This is a genomic window from Streptomyces sp. NPDC019224 (genome assembly GCF_040632605.1).
GTDB lineage: Bacteria > Actinomycetota > Actinomycetes > Streptomycetales > Streptomycetaceae > Streptomyces.
Genome location: NZ_JBEYCF010000073.1, coordinates 1 through 17,732, shown reverse-complemented (window position 1 = coordinate 17,732; position 17,732 = coordinate 1). Strand labels below are relative to the sequence as shown.

General features: G+C 73.2%; 16 protein-coding genes. 4 read left to right on the top strand and 12 right to left on the bottom strand.

Going from position 1 to position 17,732, the window contains the following annotated elements; translation table 11 throughout:
* Positions 1-89: 89 nt before the first annotated feature.
* Together ABZ564_RS30520 and ABZ564_RS30515 are read right to left on the bottom strand one after the other, a co-directional pair.
* Positions 90-299 carry a hypothetical protein gene (locus ABZ564_RS30520; RefSeq protein ID WP_360862438.1) on the bottom strand — a complete coding sequence of 70 codons (210 nt, stop codon included), beginning with the start codon at positions 297-299 and terminating at the stop codon, positions 90-92.
* Between the two features lie 186 nt (positions 300-485).
* A complete protein-coding gene (locus ABZ564_RS30515; RefSeq protein WP_360862437.1) occupies positions 486-746 on the bottom strand; it encodes a hypothetical protein in 261 nt (86 codons plus the stop codon).
* 205 nt (positions 747-951) lie between these two features.
* On the opposite strand from ABZ564_RS30515, the gene ABZ564_RS30510 reads away from it, so the two are divergent.
* On the top strand, positions 952-2,247 hold the full coding sequence (locus tag ABZ564_RS30510) for a protein kinase (protein ID WP_360862435.1): 1,296 nt from the start codon (positions 952-954) through the stop codon (positions 2,245-2,247).
* A 10-nt stretch (positions 2,248-2,257) separates the two neighbouring features.
* Here the strand turns inward: ABZ564_RS30510 and ABZ564_RS30505 are convergent, their stop codons facing one another.
* The 8 genes from ABZ564_RS30505 to ABZ564_RS30470 form a co-directional block, all read right to left on the bottom strand.
* Positions 2,258-3,076: an RNA methyltransferase gene (locus ABZ564_RS30505; RefSeq protein ID WP_360862433.1), complete on the bottom strand. Its 819-nt coding sequence runs from the start codon at positions 3,074-3,076 to the stop codon at positions 2,258-2,260.
* 62 nt (positions 3,077-3,138) lie between these two features.
* Complete coding sequence (gene cobA, locus ABZ564_RS30500) at positions 3,139-4,389, bottom strand: uroporphyrinogen-III C-methyltransferase (RefSeq protein WP_360862432.1); 1,251 nt, start codon at positions 4,387-4,389, stop codon at positions 3,139-3,141.
* Between the two features lie 299 nt (positions 4,390-4,688).
* On the bottom strand, positions 4,689-8,285 hold the full coding sequence (gene cobT, locus ABZ564_RS30495; protein WP_360862430.1) for a nicotinate-nucleotide--dimethylbenzimidazole phosphoribosyltransferase: 3,597 nt from the start codon (positions 8,283-8,285) through the stop codon (positions 4,689-4,691).
* Between the two features lie 331 nt (positions 8,286-8,616).
* Positions 8,617-9,852: a precorrin-6y C5,15-methyltransferase (decarboxylating) subunit CbiE gene (gene cbiE, locus ABZ564_RS30490; RefSeq protein WP_360862428.1), complete on the bottom strand. Its 1,236-nt coding sequence runs from the start codon at positions 9,850-9,852 to the stop codon at positions 8,617-8,619.
* A gap of 108 nt (positions 9,853-9,960) precedes the next feature.
* Positions 9,961-10,647, bottom strand: a complete 687-nt coding sequence (locus ABZ564_RS30485; RefSeq protein WP_360862426.1) for a GNAT family N-acetyltransferase — start codon at positions 10,645-10,647, stop codon at positions 9,961-9,963.
* Positions 10,648-10,749: 102 nt separating this feature from the next.
* Positions 10,750-11,610, bottom strand: a complete 861-nt coding sequence (locus ABZ564_RS30480) for a MetQ/NlpA family ABC transporter substrate-binding protein (protein ID WP_360862424.1) — start codon at positions 11,608-11,610, stop codon at positions 10,750-10,752.
* Positions 11,611-11,682: 72 nt separating this feature from the next.
* The gene (locus ABZ564_RS30475) at positions 11,683-12,351 is read right to left on the bottom strand and encodes a methionine ABC transporter permease (RefSeq protein ID WP_360862422.1); all 669 of its coding nucleotides are present in this window, start codon (positions 12,349-12,351) and stop codon (positions 11,683-11,685) included.
* The gene (locus ABZ564_RS30470; protein WP_360862420.1) at positions 12,348-13,391 is read right to left on the bottom strand and encodes an ATP-binding cassette domain-containing protein; all 1,044 of its coding nucleotides are present in this window, start codon (positions 13,389-13,391) and stop codon (positions 12,348-12,350) included. The genes ABZ564_RS30475 and ABZ564_RS30470 overlap by 4 nt, the downstream gene beginning before the upstream one ends.
* A gap of 618 nt (positions 13,392-14,009) precedes the next feature.
* Here ABZ564_RS30470 and ABZ564_RS30465 point away from each other — a divergent pair.
* Positions 14,010-14,369 (top strand): hypothetical protein, encoded by a 360-nt coding sequence (locus tag ABZ564_RS30465; protein ID WP_328899294.1) that lies wholly within the window; start codon positions 14,010-14,012, stop codon positions 14,367-14,369.
* A gap of 2 nt (positions 14,370-14,371) precedes the next feature.
* The gene (locus ABZ564_RS30460) at positions 14,372-14,809 is read left to right on the top strand and encodes a hypothetical protein (protein ID WP_360862418.1); all 438 of its coding nucleotides are present in this window, start codon (positions 14,372-14,374) and stop codon (positions 14,807-14,809) included.
* A gap of 24 nt (positions 14,810-14,833) precedes the next feature.
* Here the strand turns inward: ABZ564_RS30460 and ABZ564_RS30455 are convergent, their stop codons facing one another.
* Together ABZ564_RS30455 and ABZ564_RS30450 are read right to left on the bottom strand one after the other, a co-directional pair.
* On the bottom strand, positions 14,834-15,340 hold the full coding sequence (locus ABZ564_RS30455; protein WP_360862416.1) for a GNAT family N-acetyltransferase: 507 nt from the start codon (positions 15,338-15,340) through the stop codon (positions 14,834-14,836).
* A gap of 204 nt (positions 15,341-15,544) precedes the next feature.
* Positions 15,545-16,705 (bottom strand): glycerophosphodiester phosphodiesterase, encoded by a 1,161-nt coding sequence (locus ABZ564_RS30450; protein ID WP_360862415.1) that lies wholly within the window; start codon positions 16,703-16,705, stop codon positions 15,545-15,547.
* A 234-nt stretch (positions 16,706-16,939) separates the two neighbouring features.
* On the opposite strand from ABZ564_RS30450, the gene ABZ564_RS30445 reads away from it, so the two are divergent.
* A complete protein-coding gene (locus ABZ564_RS30445; RefSeq protein WP_360862413.1) occupies positions 16,940-17,611 on the top strand; it encodes a lysophospholipid acyltransferase family protein in 672 nt (223 codons plus the stop codon).
* The last annotated feature ends 121 nt before the right edge of the window (positions 17,612-17,732 follow it).

Sequence of the window (17,732 nt, the reverse complement as noted above, 5' to 3'; positions counted from 1 at the left end):
AAACGCTGCCGTCCGCCGCACCCCCGTCCCCACGGGGTTGTTGGCCGGATGTCCCGGTCCGGACCGCTCTTCCGGACCCGGGGCGCCGCTCAGCGCCCCAGCATCACGCCCACGGACGACGCCTGTGTGACCACCGCTTCCCAGCCGCCGAAGACGACGACGAGCAGGGCCGCCAGGGGAAGAACCATGGCCGTCGCCACCAGCGGGTGACGCTTGCCGGAGGACGGGCGGCTGCCGAACGCGGCGTACGCCCTGCGTCCCCGCGTGCGGATGACCGTCCGCGCTGCCGTGTCCGCCATGGTTCCTCTCCTGACCTGATGTGGGGCGGCGGGCGTGTGACCTCGGGGGACGAGTGCGACGCCCGCCGCTTGACCTCAACATTAGGGTTCCGGGGGGCGGGCGGCGTCATGCCCGCGTACCGAATCCCGGGCCTCCCGGAGGATGAGCCGTGCGCGCCCGGCGTACTCCCCTGGGTGGAGAACCGGCTACGCGGAGTGGGGGTCTTCCCCGAGGGGACGCTCGGAGGCGTCCTCCCCGGGGACCGGCTGTTCGACCAGGGCGAGCACCCTGCTCGCCATGAAGCGGGCCGTGCGCACCACGGATCCGTTCCTGGTGACTTCACTCACTTCCACCACCCCTCGGCGGACCGCGGTCTCCACTCTGCGGCCGGCCCGGGAGGCCACCACCTCGTAGGTCCGGGTGCTGTCCCCGGCGTCCACGACTATCTCGACTCGATCGCCCTTCATTGATCCAATCTCCCTTCTGAGACGGACCTTTGAGATCTCGCACGGGCCGGGGCGCCTGGATTCGCGGCTCCCTGACCACTCCTCAAGTCTCCCATCCACCACTGACAATCGAATCTCCGGCGAGGGCGCGGCCTCTGAGCGCCCCGGGCGGCGGGTACGTAAGCTGTGCCTTGTCAGGCGTACCAGGCAGCGGGGATGGGCAGACATGGCGATGATGCGGCTCCGGCGCGAGGACCCGCGTGTCGTCGGCTCGTTCAGGCTGCACCGGCGGCTCGGTGCCGGCGGCATGGGCGTCGTCTACCTGGGTTCGGACCGGCGTGGCCAGCGGGTGGCGCTGAAGGTGATCCGCCCGGACCTGGCGGAGGACCAGGAGTTCCGTTCGCGGTTCGCGCGCGAGGTGTCCGCCGCCCGGCGGATTCGCGGCGGCTGTACGGCCCGGCTGGTGGCCGCCGATCTGGAGGCGGACCGCCCCTGGTTCGCCACGCAGTACGTGCCGGGCCCGTCGCTGCACGACAAGGTGGCCGAGGAGGGCCCCCTGTCGGCGGCCGAGGTCGCCTCGATCGGTGCGGCACTCTCCGAGGGCCTGGTGGCGGTGCACGAGGCCGGCGTGGTCCACCGCGACCTGAAGCCGTCGAACATCCTCCTCTCCCCCAAGGGCCCCCGGATCATCGACTTCGGCATCGCCTGGGCGACGGGCGCCTCCACGCTGACGCACGTCGGTACGGCGGTGGGCTCGCCCGGTTTCCTCGCGCCCGAGCAGGTGCGCGGCGCGGCGGTGACCCCTGCGACGGACGTGTTCTCGCTCGGGGCCACGCTGGCGTACGCGGCGATGGCCGACTCACCGTTCGGGCACGGCAGTTCCGAGGTCATGCTGTACCGCGTGGTGCACGAGGAACCCCAGCTGTTCGATGTGCACGACGCACTGGCGCCGCTGGTGAGCGCCTGTCTGGCGAAGGACCCGGAGGAGCGCCCGAGCACCCTCCAGCTGTCGATGCGGCTCAAGGAGATCGCGGCGCGGGAGGCCCAGGGGCTGCACGAGAGCCGGCCGCCCGTCCAGCGTTCGGCCCAGGAGGCGGACCAGCCGACCGGCCGGCTGGACGGCCCGTACACCGAACAGCAGACCCGCCGGGCGGCCGGTCCGGCGCCGGGGTCGCGTCCGCAGAACCGGCCGTCGGCGTCGCGCCCCGCCCCCGCCCGCACCGGTGGCGGCCGTCCGGCGCAGCAGCCGCCGCGCGGGGCGACCCGGCCGGGCAGGCGTCCGCAGGACACCAACGGGACGAACGGCAGGCCGGGCACCCGGCCCGGGACCCGGACGACCTCGACGGGACGGCGTCCCGCCAACCCGAAGCTGCTGCGGCAGCGGCTCGTCGTCTTCGTGGTGGTGACGCTGCTGGTGGCGCTGGGAATCGCGGCCGCCCAGGGCTGCCAGGGGCCGGCTCGGGGGCTGGGCGTGGACCTCGGGCACAACCACACCCTGGATCACGGGCCGGACGGACGGTAAGGGGGTCCGGTCAGCTCTCCGGGCGGCCCGTGGCCACCGCGTAGAAGGCGACCGCCGCCGCGGCGCCGACGTTCAGCGAGTCCACGCCGTGGGCCATCGGGATGCGCACCCACTGGTCGGCGGCGGCGAGGGCGCGGGCGGAGAGGCCGGCCCCCTCGGCGCCGAGCATCAGTGCCACCCGGTCCATCCGGTGCGGCGCGGCCTCGTCGATGCTGACGGCCTTCTCGGCGGGCGTCAGGGCGAGCAGGGCGAAGCCCGCCTCTCGTACGGTCTCCAGGCCCGCCGGCCAGGTGTCGAGCCGGGCGTACGGGACGGAGAAGACCGCACCCATGGAGACCTTGACGGAGCGCCGGTAGAGCGGGTCGGCGCAGTCCGGGGAGAGCAGGACGGCGTCCATGCCGAGGGCGGCGGCGCTGCGGAAGATCGCGCCGATGTTCGTATGGTCGTTGACGGACTCCATGACGGCCACGCGGCGGGCCGTGCGGAGGAGTTCATCGGCGGCCGGGAGGGGCTTGCGCTGCATGGAGGCGAGGGCGCCACGGTGGACGTGGTAGCCCGTGACACGTTCGGCGAGGTCGGGGCCGACCGCGTACACCGGGGCAGGGACCTCGTCGATGACGTCGCGCATCAGGTCGATCCACTTCGCCGAGAGCAGCATGGAGCGCATCTCGTAGCCGGCGTGCAGGGCGCGCCGGATCACCTTCTCCCCCTCGGCGATGAAGAGGCCCTCGGCGGGTTCCTTCCTGCGCCGGAGTTCGACGTCGGTGAGGTCGGTGTAGTCGCTCAGGCGGGGGTCGTCGGGGTCGTCGATGGTGATGATCTCAGCCACGGTTCTGCTGCTGCCTTGTCCGGTGTGGGGGGCGTCGGTCTGGAGGAGGCCGTTGCCGCTGGTCATGTGCCGCTCGGCGCGGTGGCCGCGCCGACCTCGACCACGTCACCGATGACGATGACGGCGGGCGGGCGGATGTCCTCGGCGGCCACCCGCTCGGCCACGGTCGCCAGGGTCGCGTCGACGCGGCGCTGGGCGGCCGTCGTGCCCTCCTGGACGAGGGCGACCGGGGTCTCGGGCGACCTGCCGTGCTCGACGAGCGCGCGGGCGATGGCGCCGATCTTGTCGACGGCCATCAGGAGGACCAGGGTGCCACGCAGCCGGGCGAGGGCCGCCCAGTCGACCAGCGAACGCTCGTCGTCGGGGGCGACGTGGCCGCTGACCACGGTGAACTCATGGGCGACGCCGCGGTGGGTGACGGGGATGCCGGCCGCGCCGGGGACCGAGATCGAGCTGGAGATGCCGGGCACGACGGTGCAGGGGATGCCCTCGGCGGCGAGCGCCTGTGCCTCTTCCATGCCGCGGCCGAAGACGAACGGGTCGCCGCCCTTGAGCCGGACGACCGCCTTGCCCGCCTTGGCGTGCTCGATCAGCGCGTTGTTGATGGCCTCCTGCGCCATGTAGCGGCCGTACGGGATCTTCGCGGCGTCGATCACCTCGACGTGCGGCGGGAGTTCGTCGAGCAGGTCGCGGGGGCCGAGCCGGTCGGCGATGACCACGTCCGCCTCGGCGAGGAGGCGGCGGCCGCGGACGGTGATCAGGTCCGGGTCGCCGGGGCCGCCGCCGACCAGGGCGACGCCGGCGGTCCGGGTGCGGTGGTGGGGGGCGGCGATGCTGCCGTCGCGCAGGCCCTCGACGATGGCGTCGCGGACGGCCGCCGAGTGGCGCGGGTCGCGGCCGTGGGCGCCGGCGGTGAGCACGGCGACGGTCACGCCCTCGCTGCGGCCGGTGGCGGGGGTCCAGGCGGTGGCCGCGTCCGCGTCGTCGCTGCGGACGCACCAGGTGCGGGTGCGTTCGGCCTCGGCCGAGGCGGCGTCGTTGGCGACCGGGTCGTCGGTCGCGATGAGCGCGTACCAGGTGTCGGTCAGGTCCCCGTCGGCGTACCGGCGGCGCTCCCAGCGGATCTCGCCGGCGTCCGCCATCGCCTCGACGGAGGGGGTGGCGGACGGGGACACGAGGACGATGTCGGCGCCGGCCGCTATGAGGGCGGGGAGGCGGCGCTGGGCCACCTGGCCGCCGCCGACGACGACTACGCGGCGCCCGCTGAGGCGCAGTCCGACGGGGTAGGCGGGGCGATCGGCGTGCTCGGCCATGGCGGTGCGGGCTCCTCGTACGATGCGGGGTGCGCGGCCGCTGCGGCGGTGGAGCGGCGTGTGGGCGGGGTTCACGATACGGGGTGGGCCGGCGGGCCACGGTGTTCGGTGGGCGGGGGCGCCTGCGGGGGCCTTGTCCCCTGCCCGTCCCCGAGCTCTCGACCTCGCTCGGGCGGGGGAGGCCCCGTCCTTCCCTTAATCGGGGCTCCGACCCGGGCCCCGCTCCTCGGACGCCGGAGGGGCTGGGTTTCGCTCACCGGGGCGGGGGCCGGGGTCGGTGCCCCCGGCCCCCGCCCCGCCTACTTCTCCGTCACGCCCGCCGAGTCGAACGTCGCCACCTCGTGCATCGCGCGGGCCGCGCTCTGGACGATCGGGAGGGCCAGCAGGGCGCCGGTGCCCTCGCCGAGGCGGAGGTCGAGGTCGACGAGGGGGCGCAGGCCCAGCTTGTTGAGCGCGGCCACGTGGCCGGGCTCGGCGCTGCGGTGGCCTGCGATGCAGGCGGCCAGGGCCTCCGGGGCGATCGCGCGGGCCACCAGGGCCGCCGCGCCCGCGCTCACGCCGTCCAGGATCACCGGCGTACGGAGCGACGCACCGCCCAGCAGGAAGCCGGCCATCGCCGCGTGTTCCAGGCCGCCGACGGCCGCCAGCACGCCGATCGGGTCCGCCGGGTCCGGCTGGTGGAGTTCGAGGGCGCGGCGGACCACGTCGATCTTGCGGGCGTGCATCTCGTCGTTGATGCCGGTGCCCCGGCCGGTCACCTCGGCCGGGTCCATCCCCGTGTACACGCAGATCAGCGCGGCCGACGCCGTCGTGTTGGCGATGCCCATCTCGCCCGTCAGCAGGCCCTTGTTGCCCGCCGCGACCAGATCGCGGGCGGTCTCGATGCCGACCTCGATCGCCGCGTGGACCTCCTCGCGGGTGAGCGCCGGGCCGGTCGTGAAGTCCGCCGTGCCCGCCCGTACCTTCCGGGGCAGCAGGCCCGGCATCGCGGGCAGTTCCGCGACCGCGCCCACGTCGACCACGCACACCTCGGCGCCCACCTGCGAGGCGAACGCGTTGCAGACCGCGCCGCCGCCGAGCATGTTGGCGATCATCTGGCCGGTGACCTCCTGGGGCCACGCCGTGACGCCCTGCGCGTGCACCCCGTGGTCACCCGCGAAGACCGCGACCGCCGCGGGCTCGGGGATCGGCGGCGGGCACATCCGGGAGAGCCCCGCCAGCTGCGCCGCGATGATCTCCAGCATGCCGAGCGCACCGGCCGGCTTGGTCATCCGCTTCTGGCGCTCCCACGCCTCGCCGAGCGCCTTGGCGTCCAGCGGGCGGATGTTGGAGATCGTCTCCTGGAGCAGGTCGTGCGGCGCCTCGCCGGGCAGGGCGCGGCGGCCGTACGTCTCCTCGTGGACGACCCAGGACAGCGGACGCCGCTTCGACCAGCCCGCCTGCATCAGCTCGGGGTCCTCGGGGAACTCGTCCACGTACCCCACGCAGAGGTACGCCACGATCTCCAGGTGCTCGGGCAGCCCCAGCGCGCGCACCATCTCGCGCTCGTCGAAGAAGCTGACCCAGCCCACGCCCAGGCCCTCGGCGCGTGCCGCCAGCCACAGGTTCTCCACGGCGAGCGCGGAGGAGTACGGGGCCATCTGCGGCTGGGTGTGCCGGCCGAGCGTGTGGCGGCCGCCCCGCGTCGGGTCGGCCGTGACGACGATGTTCACCGGGGTGTCGAGGATCGCCTCGATCTTCAGTTCCTTGAACTGCTTCGCCCGGGCCTTCGGCAGCGACTGGGCGTACGCCTCCCGCTGCTGCTGCGCCAGCTCGTGCATCGAGCGGCGCGTCTCCGCGGACCGGATGACGACGAAGTCCCACGGCTGCGAGTGGCCCACGCTGGGCGCCGTGTGCGCGGCCTCCAGGACGCGCAGCAGCACCTCGTGCGGGATGGGGTCGCTGCGGAAGCCGTTGCGGATGTCCCGGCGTTCCCGCATGACCCGCAGGACCGCCTCGCGCTCGGCGTCGTCGTAGCCGGGCGCGGGGGGCGTGGCGGGCGCCGTGGCCGCCTCCTCGGACGCCTCGGGCTGTACGGGCTGCGCCTCGTCGCTCAGGTCCGGGGTCTCGATGACCTCGGGGCCGGGCTCCGGCTCCGGGGCGGCCGCCCCGACGACCGGTGCCGGGGCGTCCACCGGCGGGGACATCGGCAGCGCGTCCGCCTCGGGCACGGACGCGACGTCCGAGGGCGCCCCGTCCGGGAAAGCACCGTCCTGCGCCGGGGCCGGTGCGGTCACGGGTGCGGTTACGGGGGTCGGGGCCTGGACGTACTCGGCGACCGGGGCGGGGTCGGTCGCGGGGGCCGGCTCCGGCTCGGCGGCCGGTGCGGGCTCCACCACGGCGACGGACTCGGACACCGCCACGACGACGGGTTCCGGCTCCGCCACGACGGGTTCCGGCTCCACGGCCGGTGCGGGCTCCACCACGGGGAGGGGTCCGGGCTCCGCCGCGACGGGTTCCGGCTCCACGGCCGGTGCGGGCTCCACCACGGGGAGGGGTCCGGGCTCCGCCGCGGGCTCCGGTTCCGCGGCCTGCGCCGGCTCGGGCTCCGTGACCTCGGCGGGCTCGGGGTGCGGGACCGGTGCGGGCTCCACCACGATGGCGGGCTCCCGCTCGGCGGCCGGTGCGGGCTCCACCGCAGCCTCCGGTTCCACGGCCTGCGCCGGCTCGGGCTCCGTGACCTCGACGGGCTCGGGCTGCGGGACCGGTGCGGGCTCCACCACGGCCTCCGGCTCCGCGGCCTGCGCCGACTCGGGCTCCGTGACCTCGGCCGGTTCGGTGACCGGCTCCGCGGCCGCTTCGGCGGCCTCGTTCGCCGCTGCCGCCTCCGCCACCGTCTCGGGGGCCGGTGCCGCGTCGGGGGCCGGTGCGGCCTCGAAGGCGGGTGCCGCCTCCGCCGTGACCGGTTCCGGCTCGGGCGTCGGCGCCTCGGCCACGACCGCCGGCTCCTCGACCGCCGGCTCCACGGGCGCGGCTTCCGCCTGCGCGGGCTCCACCACGGCGGGTGCCACTGCGACGGGCTCAGCCACGACGGGCTCCACCACGACGTCGGCGGCAGCCTGTTCCGCGGCCACCACCGGAACAACCGCTTCCGGAGCGACCGTTTCTGCTGCCGCCCCCTGCGTCACCGCCTCCAGGGCGCTCGGCGCGGCCGACGTCCACTGGTAGGCGTTCTGCGGCGGGATCTCGCCGAGCTGCGGGCCCGGGAGGGGCTGCTCGGCGGGCAGCGGCTCGAAGTACTCGGGTTCGGCGGTCGCCGGCCCCGCGTGGCGGGCGGGAGCAGGCGCGGGCGCCTGGGGCTGGGGGGCTCCGGCCGGGCCCCGGTCGGCCAGGGAGCGGACCACGCCGGCCCCCGACGTACCGCCGTAGGACGGCTCGGGAGAGGCCGGGCCGCGGTGCAGCGGGCGGCGCACGGGGGGCTGGGGCTGCGGGGCGGGTGAGGGGGCGCGGACGGCACCGAGGTCGACGGAGCCGGAATCGCGGCCTCCGAACTCGTGCGCGCCGGGACCGGCCGCCGGCAGCGGCTCGGCGGCCTGGTGCATCGCGTACGCCGGGACCTGCTCCTGGAGCTGCACGGGGCCCTGGGCGTGCGCCGGGTCGGCCGGCTGGGGGTGGAAGTGCTGCTGGTAGGCGCCCTGCGCGGCGGCGTCCACGAAGTGGCCCGGGGCCTGGGTCGCCGCCTGGGGTTCGCCCCAGGCACCCTGGGCGCTCGGCATCAGCAGGAGGTCTTCGTCCTCGGTGGTGTGCGCGGAGGGTTCGAGGTAGGTGTAGGAGTCCGGCGCGGGGACGCCCGACTGCTCCACCGTGCCCGCGTTCTCCGGCAGTCCCTCGCCCGGGATCCGGCCGGTGTCACTCATGCGTTCCCCTCGCCCATCGTCAGTGCTCCTTCGGCCCTTCGCCCGGGACGCCCGGACACGGCACACGGTGCTCGTCCAGTGGAACGAGCGGGCGCGCCGCGCGGCACGAATCGGTCGCGGACATCCTGCATTCTCGCGGTCGTTCGCCGCCGCGGCAGGTCATTTCGCCGCGGCCCGCTGTGGACTGCGCCACGTTGCGCGTCCCAGGGTGCTGCCGTACCACAACGAGGGCCAAAACGGTCCCTCTTTTCGGACATTGACGAACGAAGCGACGAACGTCCGGGAGCGGTGCGACGATCGGCCAGCCTACCTCGCACCGTATGCCGACGGGTCAGGGGGCAAGGTCCGAACGCAGTGCGGAAAGCAGAAAGACGACCGTGCGTTCGCGCTCCGACCATGCGGTCGGGTCGAGTTCGACGGACTGGAGGAGCGAGCAGGCGACGGTGTAGCCGTTTCCGGCCAGTGCGGCGCCCAGCGCCTCGGCCTCGTCGCGGGTGGAGGCGTGCGTGACGATCCGCTCCGGCCGGCGGTCGGCGACGGCGGTGACGACGGGCACGCCGCCGCCTCCGATGCGGACGACGTCGGGTTCGGGCAGGCGCTCCAGTACGTGCGGGGCACGGCCCTCGACGACCTGGAGCTGGACGCCGAAGGCGCGGGCCGCGGCAGCGGTCCGGGCGCAGGCGGCGGGGTCGCTGTCGACGGCGAGGACCGCGGCGCCGAAGCGGGCCGCCTCGACGGCCAGGGCGCCGCCGCCGGAGCCGATGTCCCAGACGAGGTCGCCGGTGCGGGGGCCGAGGTGGGCGAGCTGGGCGGCGCGCAGGACGGGGCCGTCGCCCTCGCCGCTCTCCCCGGACGGGCGGGCGCCGGGACCGGGGTAGGCCGCGGCGGGCAGGGCCCAGCCGCGTACGCCCTGGGGGTACGCCGGGTGGCGTCCGGCGATCCAGGCGCCCTCCTGCCGCTCGGGGCCGCCGCCGATGACGATGACGACGTTGGGGTCGCGCCAGACGTGGTCGGCGGCGGTGTCCGAGGTGACGACGGTGACCTGTTCGCGGTCGGTGCCCAGCTCCTCGCAGATGACGAAGGTGCGGTGGACGCCTTCGAGGAGCAGGGCGAGTTCGGCGGGCCCCGCGCCGGGCGAGGTGAGGACGGCGACCTTGTGGTGGGCGCGGCAGACGTTCACGGCGCGGCGCAGGGTGCGGGGGTGGGCGACGACCGTCTGGGCGTCCTCCCACGGCATGCCGGCGCGGGCGAAGGCGGTGGCGACGGAGGAGACCGCGGGGACCACCTCGACCTCCAGGCCGTGTTCGGGGGCGCGCAGGGTGCGGACGACGCCGAAGAAGCCGGGGTCTCCGTCGGCGAGGACGACGGCGCTGCCGCGGTGGCCGGCGATGCGGCGGGCGGCGAGGTCGACCGAGCCGAGGCGGACGCGTTCGGCCCCCTGCGGCACCTCCGGCAGCGCGAGGTGGTGGGCGGCTCCGGCGACCAGGGTCGCGGCCGAGAGCGCGGCGGTGGCCGCTCTGGTCAGCGGTGAGCCGTCCCAGCCGATCACTGTGACCCGGTCGGCCATCTTGGTGTCATTCTCCTGGAGTCGTCGCAGGCGGGGCGGGTTGCCCGGAGGCAGGCAGGGTGAGGTTACCCGGTCCCCGCCACCGGGGCGCCGGGGCCCCGGCGCGGGTCAGTTCCAGTCGCTGTAGGTGCCGTACCCGCCGGCCTCGGCGAGCTGTTCGGCGACGCCTTCGAGGTCTTCGGGCAGCAGGCCCCAGACGATGAGGTCGGTGCGGATGTCGGTCCATCCTCCGTCCGTGCCGTTTTCGGTCCGGGTACGCGCTATGCGGGCGTTGCGCAGGACGCCCTCGCTGATGCAGCCGAGCTTCTGGGCGACCTGCTGGGAGGCGGTGTTGTCGGCGGCGGTGCGCAGTTCGAGCCGTTCGAAGCCCTGGTCGCGGAAGAGCCACTGGGCGACGGCGAGCACGGCCTCGGTGGCGTATCCCTCACCGCGCGCCCAGGGGGCGGTGATGTAGGCGGCCTCGGTGGAGAGGGTGCGCCAGTCGGTGTTGCGCAGCCGTACGGAGCCGACGAGGCGCTGGGTGAGGAACTCGGTGACGGCCAGGGCGATCCCGTCGCCCTTGGTGCGGTGCGCGGGAGCGATTCTGCGCACCCAGCGTTCGGCGTCGACCTGGGTGTAGGGGTGGGGTGCGTCGGTCCAGGCGGTGACGAGCTCGTCGTTCATCATCTCGATGTACGCGGGGATGTCCGCCATGTCGAATGGGCGCAGCACCAGCCGGTCCGTGCTGATGGAGATGTCCGGGAAGGTGGAAGTCATGCGCAGCTCCATGCCGAAGACCGTGTAAATGCACAGCATGCAGCATCGCGGGGGCGGCGTGCATGGCCGGGTCCGTACGGCGGAGCCCCGCACCCCCGGGGCGGGGTGTGCGGGGCTCACCGGGCAAGTGCCGGGTGCGGGTCAGGACTTGGCGGCCTCACCGAAGGCGGGGACGACGGAGCCCTGGTAGGTGTCCTCGATGAACTTCTTGACCTCGTCGGAGTGGAGGAGCTCGATGAGCTTCCGGACGCGGGCGTCCTTCTCGTCGCCCTTCTTCACGGCGACGATGTTGGCGTACGGGTTGCCGTCGGCCTTCTCCAGGACGAGGGCGTCCTTCGCGGGCTTGAGCTTGGCCTCGATGGCGTAGTTGCCGTTGATGACGGCGGCGTCCACGTCGTTCAGGGCGCGCGGGACCGTGGCGGCCTCCAGCTCCTTGAACTCCAGACCCTTCTTGTCGGTGATGTCGCTCAGCTTGGCGCTGGTGCCGACGCCGTCCTTGAGGGTGATGAGGTTGTTCTCGGCGAGCAGCTGGAGCGCGCGGCCCTCGTTGGTGGTGTCGTTGGGAACGGCGATGGTCTGGCCGGCCTTGATGCCGTCGAGGCCCTTGACCTTCTTGGAGTAGAGGCCGAGGGGCTCCAGGTGGACGGTGCCGACGGAGACCAGGTGGGTGTCGTTCTTCTTGTTGAAGTCGTCCAGGTAGGGCTGGTGCTGGAAGAAGTTGGCGTCGACCTGGCCGGTCTCGGTGGCGGTGTTCGGCAGGACGTAGTCCGTGAACTCCTTGACCTCCAGCTTGAGGCCGGCCTTGTCGGCGAGGTTCTTCTTGACGAAGCCGAGGATGTCGGCGTGCGGCGTCGGGGACGCGGCGACGACGAGGGCCTTGGAGCTGTCGGCGGCGGTGCCGCTCTTGGACGCCGGGTCGGAGTCCGTGCCGCAGGCGGTGAGGCCGAGGGCGAGGGCGGTGGTGGCCGCGGCGGCGGCGGTGATCTTGATGGTGGTACGCACGAAAAGTGCCTCTTTCAGGTGGTGATGGTGGTGCGCCCGGACAAGGAGTGCGGGCTTGGTGGGGAGGAGAAGTCAGGAGGTGCGGCCCCGGCGGGCCAGCAGGCGGACGGCGAGGTCGCCGATCAGCTGGACGAGGGTCACGATGACGATCAGCAGCGCGACGGTGATCAGCATGAAGCGGTTGTCGAAGCGCTGGAATCCGTAGGTGACGGCCTTGGAGCCGAGTCCTTCGCCGCCGACCGCGCCGGCCATCGCGGAGTAGCCGATGAGCACGATGACGGTGGTGGTGATACCGGAGACGAGGGACGGCAGGGCCTGCGGGAGGAGGACCTTGCGGACGATCGTCGGGATGGAGCCGCCCATGGACTGGACGGCCTCGACGAGCCCGTGGTCGACCTCGCGCACCGCCGTCTCGACGAGCCGGGCGAAGAACGGGATGGCGCCGACGGCGAGCGGCACGATCATCGCGGTGGGGCCGATGAAGGTGCCGACGACCCAGGTCGTGAAGGGGATCAGGGCGATCAGCAGGATGATGAAGGGCAGCGAGCGGCCGATGTTCACGATCACGCCGACGACCTTGTTCACCGGGGTGTTCTGCAGCAGGCCGCCCTTGTCGGTGAGGACGAGGAGGACGCCGAGCGGCAGGCCCACCAGGACGGTGACGAGGGCCGACCACAGCACCATGTAGAGGGTGTCGACGGTGCCCTGCGTCAGCAGCGGCTGCATTTCGGACCAGGTCACTTGGCCACCTCCTCGGTGAGCGGTGCGGGGGCGGGTTCGGCGTCGACGATCTCGACCTGCAGGCCCTGCTCGCGCAGGAAGCCGATCGGGACGACGTTCTCCTCGAACCGGCCGGGCAGCTCGATGCGCATCCGGCCGATCTGCCTGCCGCCGACGGTGTCCATCGCGGCGCCCAGGATCGAGATGTCGATGTTGTACGTACGGGAGAGCTGCGAGATCACCGGGCGGGCGGCGGCCTCGCCGTGGAAGGTGACGTCGACGACGGTGCGGTCGGGCGCGGACGCGGTGCCGCCGACCGGGAACAGCTCGTGGGCCAGCTCGGAGCCGGGGGTGGCGAGCAGTTCCCCGACGGTGCCGGACTCGACGATGCGGCCTCCCCGCATCAGCGCGGCGGAGTCGCAGATCGTCTTGACGACGTCCATCTCGTGCGTGATGAGCAGGACGGTGAGCCCGAGCTGCTGGTTGAGGTCGCGCAGGAGCTGGAGGATGGAGCGGGTGGTCTCGGGGTCCAGGGCGGAGGTCGCCTCGTCGGAGAGGAGCACCTTGGGGTCGCCGGCGAGTGCGCGGGCGATGCCGACGCGCTGCTTCTGGCCGCCGGAGAGCTGCCCGGGGTAGGACTTCGCCTTGTCGGCGAGGCCGACCAGGTCGAGGAGTTCGAGGGCCTTGCGGGAGCGCTCGCGGCCGGTGACGCCGAGGATCTCCAGCGGGAGTTCGATGTTGCGCTGCACGGTGCGGGAGGCCAGCAGGTTGAAGTGCTGGAAGACCATGCCGATGCGGCTGCGCGCCTCGCGCAGTTCCTTGTCGGCCCGCCGGCCCCGGCCCGCGAGGGCGGTGAGGTCCTGTCCGGCCACGGTCACGGTGCCGGAGGTGGGGCGCTCCAGGAGGTTGACGCAGCGGATCAGGGAGGACTTGCCGGCGCCGCTGCGGCCGATGACGCCGTACACCTCACCTTCGCGTACGTGCAGGTCGACGCCGTCCAGGGCGGTGACCTCTCGGTCGCGCGACCGGTAGACCTTCGTGAGGCCCGTCGTGGTGATCACAGGGGTTTCCGTCACTGTCGAGTGCGCGGCGCGGTGTCCGCCGGGCACGGGGCATGCGCCCGGGGGTGATCCGGACGTTTCGATCGGACGTTCCGAGCGGTTTCCCGGGGCGGCCGGGCGCGGCGGTCACCGCGGGCCGGGGCCCGTGCGGGCTCGTTCCACTGGGTGCGGACGGCCGGGGAAGTGGTCTCGCTTCGGGGCGCGAGGCTCGGTCGTGGGCCCTCAGAAGGCGCGCATTCGACACATACAACGAGCACCGGGCGTCGTGATCGCCTCGGTCGCAAGGGTGCGGCTGCTCGTCGTGGTCATGGGCACAAGTAAAACAGATGTGAGGTTCCGCCTGGACCGATTGTCCGGATAGCGGACAGCGCTGGGTGGTGCGGCGCGACCGGCGCACATCGGCTGGCCTTTTCCGGCCACACCGCTCTGACCTGCACTGATGCGGCCGACGTGCGGCCGATGCCCCTGCTCGCGGGGCGGCCGGGAAGCGGCGCGCGCTGTGGTCAAGGCCACGATCGCCTGTCCGAGGCCCGCCTCCGGCAGCGAGCCCGGCCCACCGGTCCTCACCGGCGCGGGGGCGCACGCGGCCGGCCCGGCGCCCCGTAATACCCTCGGCTCATGCTCGACGCCCTGACGGTCGCGGTCGCCGCGGCCGCCCTCGCCCTCGCCGCCTGGTGCGGATACGCCGCCTACCGGGACCAGCCCACCAAGGACTGGCACTTCATCGGCATGGCCGTCGTCTCGTTGCTGGCCCTGGCGCAGCTGGTGACGGGGATCGTGCAGCTGGCCCGCGGCGAGCGGCCCGAGCAGGGCATGACCATCTTCATCGCCTATCTGGCCGGGGCGTTCCTCGCCGTGCCGGCGGCGGGGTTCCTGTCGCTGAGCGAGCGGACCCGCTGGGGCTCGGTGACGGTGGCCGCGGGCGCGGTCGTCCTGGCCGTCCTCGAAGTACGGCTCTACGACATCTGGGGAAGCTGACCGTGACCGACACCGACATCACGCCGGCGACGGCCGGCGGCGAGAAGCGCCCCTTCGACCTCGGCACCGGTCCCGGCCGCGTCCTGGTCTGGTTCTACGGCGTGTTCACCGTGGCGGCGGCGTCCCGCTCGATCGTCCAGATGATCCTGGACTTCGGCCGCGCGCCCCTGGCCTACGTGCTCTCGGCGGTCGCCGCGCTCGTCTACGGCTTCATCACGTACTCGCTGGTGCGCGGCGGCGAGCGGGCGCGCCGGACGGCACTGGTGTGCTGCGCCGCGGAACTCGTCGGGGTGCTGATCGTGGGGACGTGGACGCTGGTGGAGCCGTCCGCGTTCGCCGACGCGACCGTGTGGTCGTACTGCGGCCGGGACTACCTGTTCATCCCGGTGATCCTGCCGGTCACCGGGATGATGTGGCTGCGCCGCGCCCGGACCGCGTGACGGCGGGGCGCGGCGCGCGTACGGCTATGCGCTGGTCACGTACGCCGTCGAGGCCGGGGCCTCCTTCTCCAGCAGGATCATCATGACCCCGTCGTCGCCGGTGGCGTTGCCCACGGCGGCGTATCCCGCGCGCCGGTAGAGCCGCAGGTTGCCCTCGCTGCGGTGGCCGGTGTGCAGCCGGAAGCGGGTGGCGGCGCGCTCGCCGGCGAGGCCCGCCTCCGCCGCCCGCAGCAGCCGGGCGCCGAGGCCGTGGCCGCGGAGGCGGGGGTGGACGCAGAGCCTGCCGATCCGGCCCGTGCCCTCCTGGTCCGCCGAGCCCCGCACCGAGCCGACGACCTCGTCGCCGAGCCGTGCCACGTAGACCAGGTTCTCCGCGATCTCGGCGCGGACCGAGTCGAGGGTCTGGACGAGCGGGTCGATGCGGTAATTGCCGTACAGCTCCGCCTCGCTCTGGAAACAGAGGTACTGAAGCTTCAGAATCTCTTCGGCGTCCTGCGCGTCCGCCGCCGAGATGATCACGCTCATACCCATGTGCGCATGCCTCCCGCTCACCTGATCCGCCGGTTGTCCACTGCTCCTTTCCCACGGTCCAGGAGCGACAACCTCCGCCGCGAGCATTCTGCGCAGACATCCAAGGCGACGGGAACGGATGGGACCCAAACTCCCCTGTGACATACCCGACTCCCCTGCGATGTGACGGAAGCCGGGCGCTGACGGGGAGTCGGGTCCGCCGCCCTACCTCTTCGCCGCGAAGTCCGCCGCCGCGAGCAGGGCGGTGTCCGGGTTGTCGGAGAAGATCCCGTCGATCCCGGTCGCGAAGTACGCGGCGAAGGCGCCGAACGCGTCCCCGTACGCGCTGGGGTCGGTGCCGCGCCGGAAGTCGGCGGGCAGGAAGGTGTTCTCGTTGCGCATGGTGTACGGGTGCAGGACGAGGCCCTGCGCGTGGGCGTCGCGCACCAGCGTGGTGGGCTCGGCGAGCCGGCCCGCGGCGTCCTTGGGGATGATCAGGTCCAGGGTGGGGCCGATGCCCTGCGCGAAGGAGGCCATCCACTTCAGGCCGGCCGGCTTCACCAGGTCGTCCGTGGTGCGCGGGTCGCCGGACGCCTGGAAGTCCCAGGGCCGGGTGCCCGCGCCGGAGAGCAGGACGATGCGCGGGGTGGCGACGAGGCGCGCCAGACGCTGGACGCTGCCGGGCTCGAAGGACTGGAGGATCAGCGGGGCCTGCGCGTGGTGCCGGCCGTAGCGGCGCAGCAGCTTGGCGAGCGGCTCCTCCAGGCCGAGTCCGAGGCCCCGGAAGTAGGTGGGGTGCTTGGTCTCGACGTACAGCCAGACGGGCTTTCCGCGGCGGCGGCCCTCGCGGTCGGCCCAGCGCAGGACCTCCTCGAAGGTGGGGACCTCCCAGCGGCCGTCGTAGAGCGTGTTCTTCTGGCGGTTGGCCGGGATGCGCTCCTTGGCGCGCAGCGTCTTCAGCTCGGCGAGGGTGAAGTCCTCGGTGAACCATCCGGTGAGGGAGACGCCGTCGACGGTCTTGGTGGTCCTGCGGCTCGCGAACTCGGGGTGCGCGGAGACGTCGGTGGTGGCGGTGATGTCGTTCTCGTGACGGCATACGAGGTGGCCGTCCCGGGTGGGGACGAGGTCCTGCTCGATGATGTGCGCGCCCATGTCGAGGGCGAGCTGGTAGGAGCCCAGCGTGTGTTCGGGACGGTAGCCGCTGGCGCCCCGGTGGCCGATGACCGTCGGGACCGGCAGGTCGAGACGGCGGCCGCCGCCGTGGCCGCCGGACCGGTCGGCCGCCTGCGCCGTCGTGGTGACGCCCAGGGCGGCGGTACCGAGGACCGCCGCCCCCGCCCCGATGACGGTCCGTCGTCCCGGCGCGGCCTGCGCACGCTCTGTCATGAATGCTCCTCGCATGTGATGTACGGCACCTGTCGAGCGAGGACCGAGCGTAGGCAGAACGGCGGTACCGAGGGCGGCACCTGGACGAACATGGCGCGAACACATGTCAACACGCCGTATCCGATGCGTGAACCCGATGTGCGATCAGCGAGTACCCGCGAGTATGGTCCTCACCTGCAGGACCTTCTCAATCCGTCGCCTCGGCCGGGCCCGGCCACTACACCGGAGGAAGCGTTGTCCCGACTCGCACTCATCAAGGCAGTGCTCGGACCGATCCTGCGCCTGATGTTCCGTCCCCGGATGGAGGGCATCGAGAACATCCCGGGCACCGGGCCGGTGATCCTCGCGGGCAACCACCTGACCTTCATCGACTCGATGATCATGCCGATCTGCTGCGACCGTCCGGTGTTCTTCATCGGCAAGGACGAGTACGTCACGGGCAAGGGCCTCAAGGGCCGGCTGATGGCCTGGTTCTTCACGGGCGTGGGCATGATCCCGGTGGACCGCGACGGCGGGCGCGGCGGTGTCGCGGCGCTGATGACGGGCCGGCGGGTGCTGGAGGAGGGCAGGGCCTTCGCGATCTACCCGGAGGGCACCCGCTCCCCCGACGGCCGGCTCTACCGGGGCCGTACGGGCATCGCGCGGCTGACGCTGATGACGGGTGCGCCGGTGGTGCCGTTCGCGATGATCGGCACGGACAAGCTCCAGCCGGGCGGCTCGGGCCTGCCCCGGCCGGGCAAGGTCACGGTGCGCTTCGGTGAGCCGATGGAGTTCTCCCGCTACGAGGGCATGGACCGCGACCGCTATGTGCTGCGGGCGGTGACGGACTCCGTGATGGCCGAGGTGATGCGGCTGTCCGGCCAGGAGTACGTCGACATGTACGCGACCAAGGCGAAGGCGGCCTGATCCGCTGACGCATGCGAGAGGGCCCGCACCCCCGGGGGTGCGGGCCCGATGTAAAGGGTGCCCCTACGGCAGCGTGCGTCCCGCCGGCTCCCCGCAGCCGCACGAGCGGCGGACCACGAGC

What these genes read in the sequence shown, in the direction of transcription:
- ABZ564_RS30520 (WP_360862438.1), bottom strand. Translation starts at nt 299, where the DNA reads ATGGCGGACACGGCAGCGCGGACGGTCATCCGCACGCGGGGACGCAGG.
- ABZ564_RS30515 (WP_360862437.1), bottom strand. Translation starts at nt 746, where the DNA reads ATGAAGGGCGATCGAGTCGAGATAGTCGTGGACGCCGGGGACAGCACC.
- ABZ564_RS30510 (WP_360862435.1), top strand. Translation starts at nt 952, where the DNA reads ATGGCGATGATGCGGCTCCGGCGCGAGGACCCGCGTGTCGTCGGCTCG.
- cobA (WP_360862432.1), bottom strand. Translation starts at nt 4,389, where the DNA reads ATGGCCGAGCACGCCGATCGCCCCGCCTACCCCGTCGGACTGCGCCTC.
- cobT (WP_360862430.1), bottom strand. Translation starts at nt 8,285, where the DNA reads ATGAGTGACACCGGCCGGATCCCGGGCGAGGGACTGCCGGAGAACGCG.
- cbiE (WP_360862428.1), bottom strand. Translation starts at nt 9,852, where the DNA reads ATGGCCGACCGGGTCACAGTGATCGGCTGGGACGGCTCACCGCTGACC.
- ABZ564_RS30485 (WP_360862426.1), bottom strand. Translation starts at nt 10,647, where the DNA reads ATGCTGTGCATTTACACGGTCTTCGGCATGGAGCTGCGCATGACTTCC.
- ABZ564_RS30465 (WP_328899294.1), top strand. Translation starts at nt 14,010, where the DNA reads ATGCTCGACGCCCTGACGGTCGCGGTCGCCGCGGCCGCCCTCGCCCTC.
- ABZ564_RS30455 (WP_360862416.1), bottom strand. Translation starts at nt 15,340, where the DNA reads ATGGGTATGAGCGTGATCATCTCGGCGGCGGACGCGCAGGACGCCGAA.
- ABZ564_RS30450 (WP_360862415.1), bottom strand. Translation starts at nt 16,705, where the DNA reads ATGACAGAGCGTGCGCAGGCCGCGCCGGGACGACGGACCGTCATCGGG.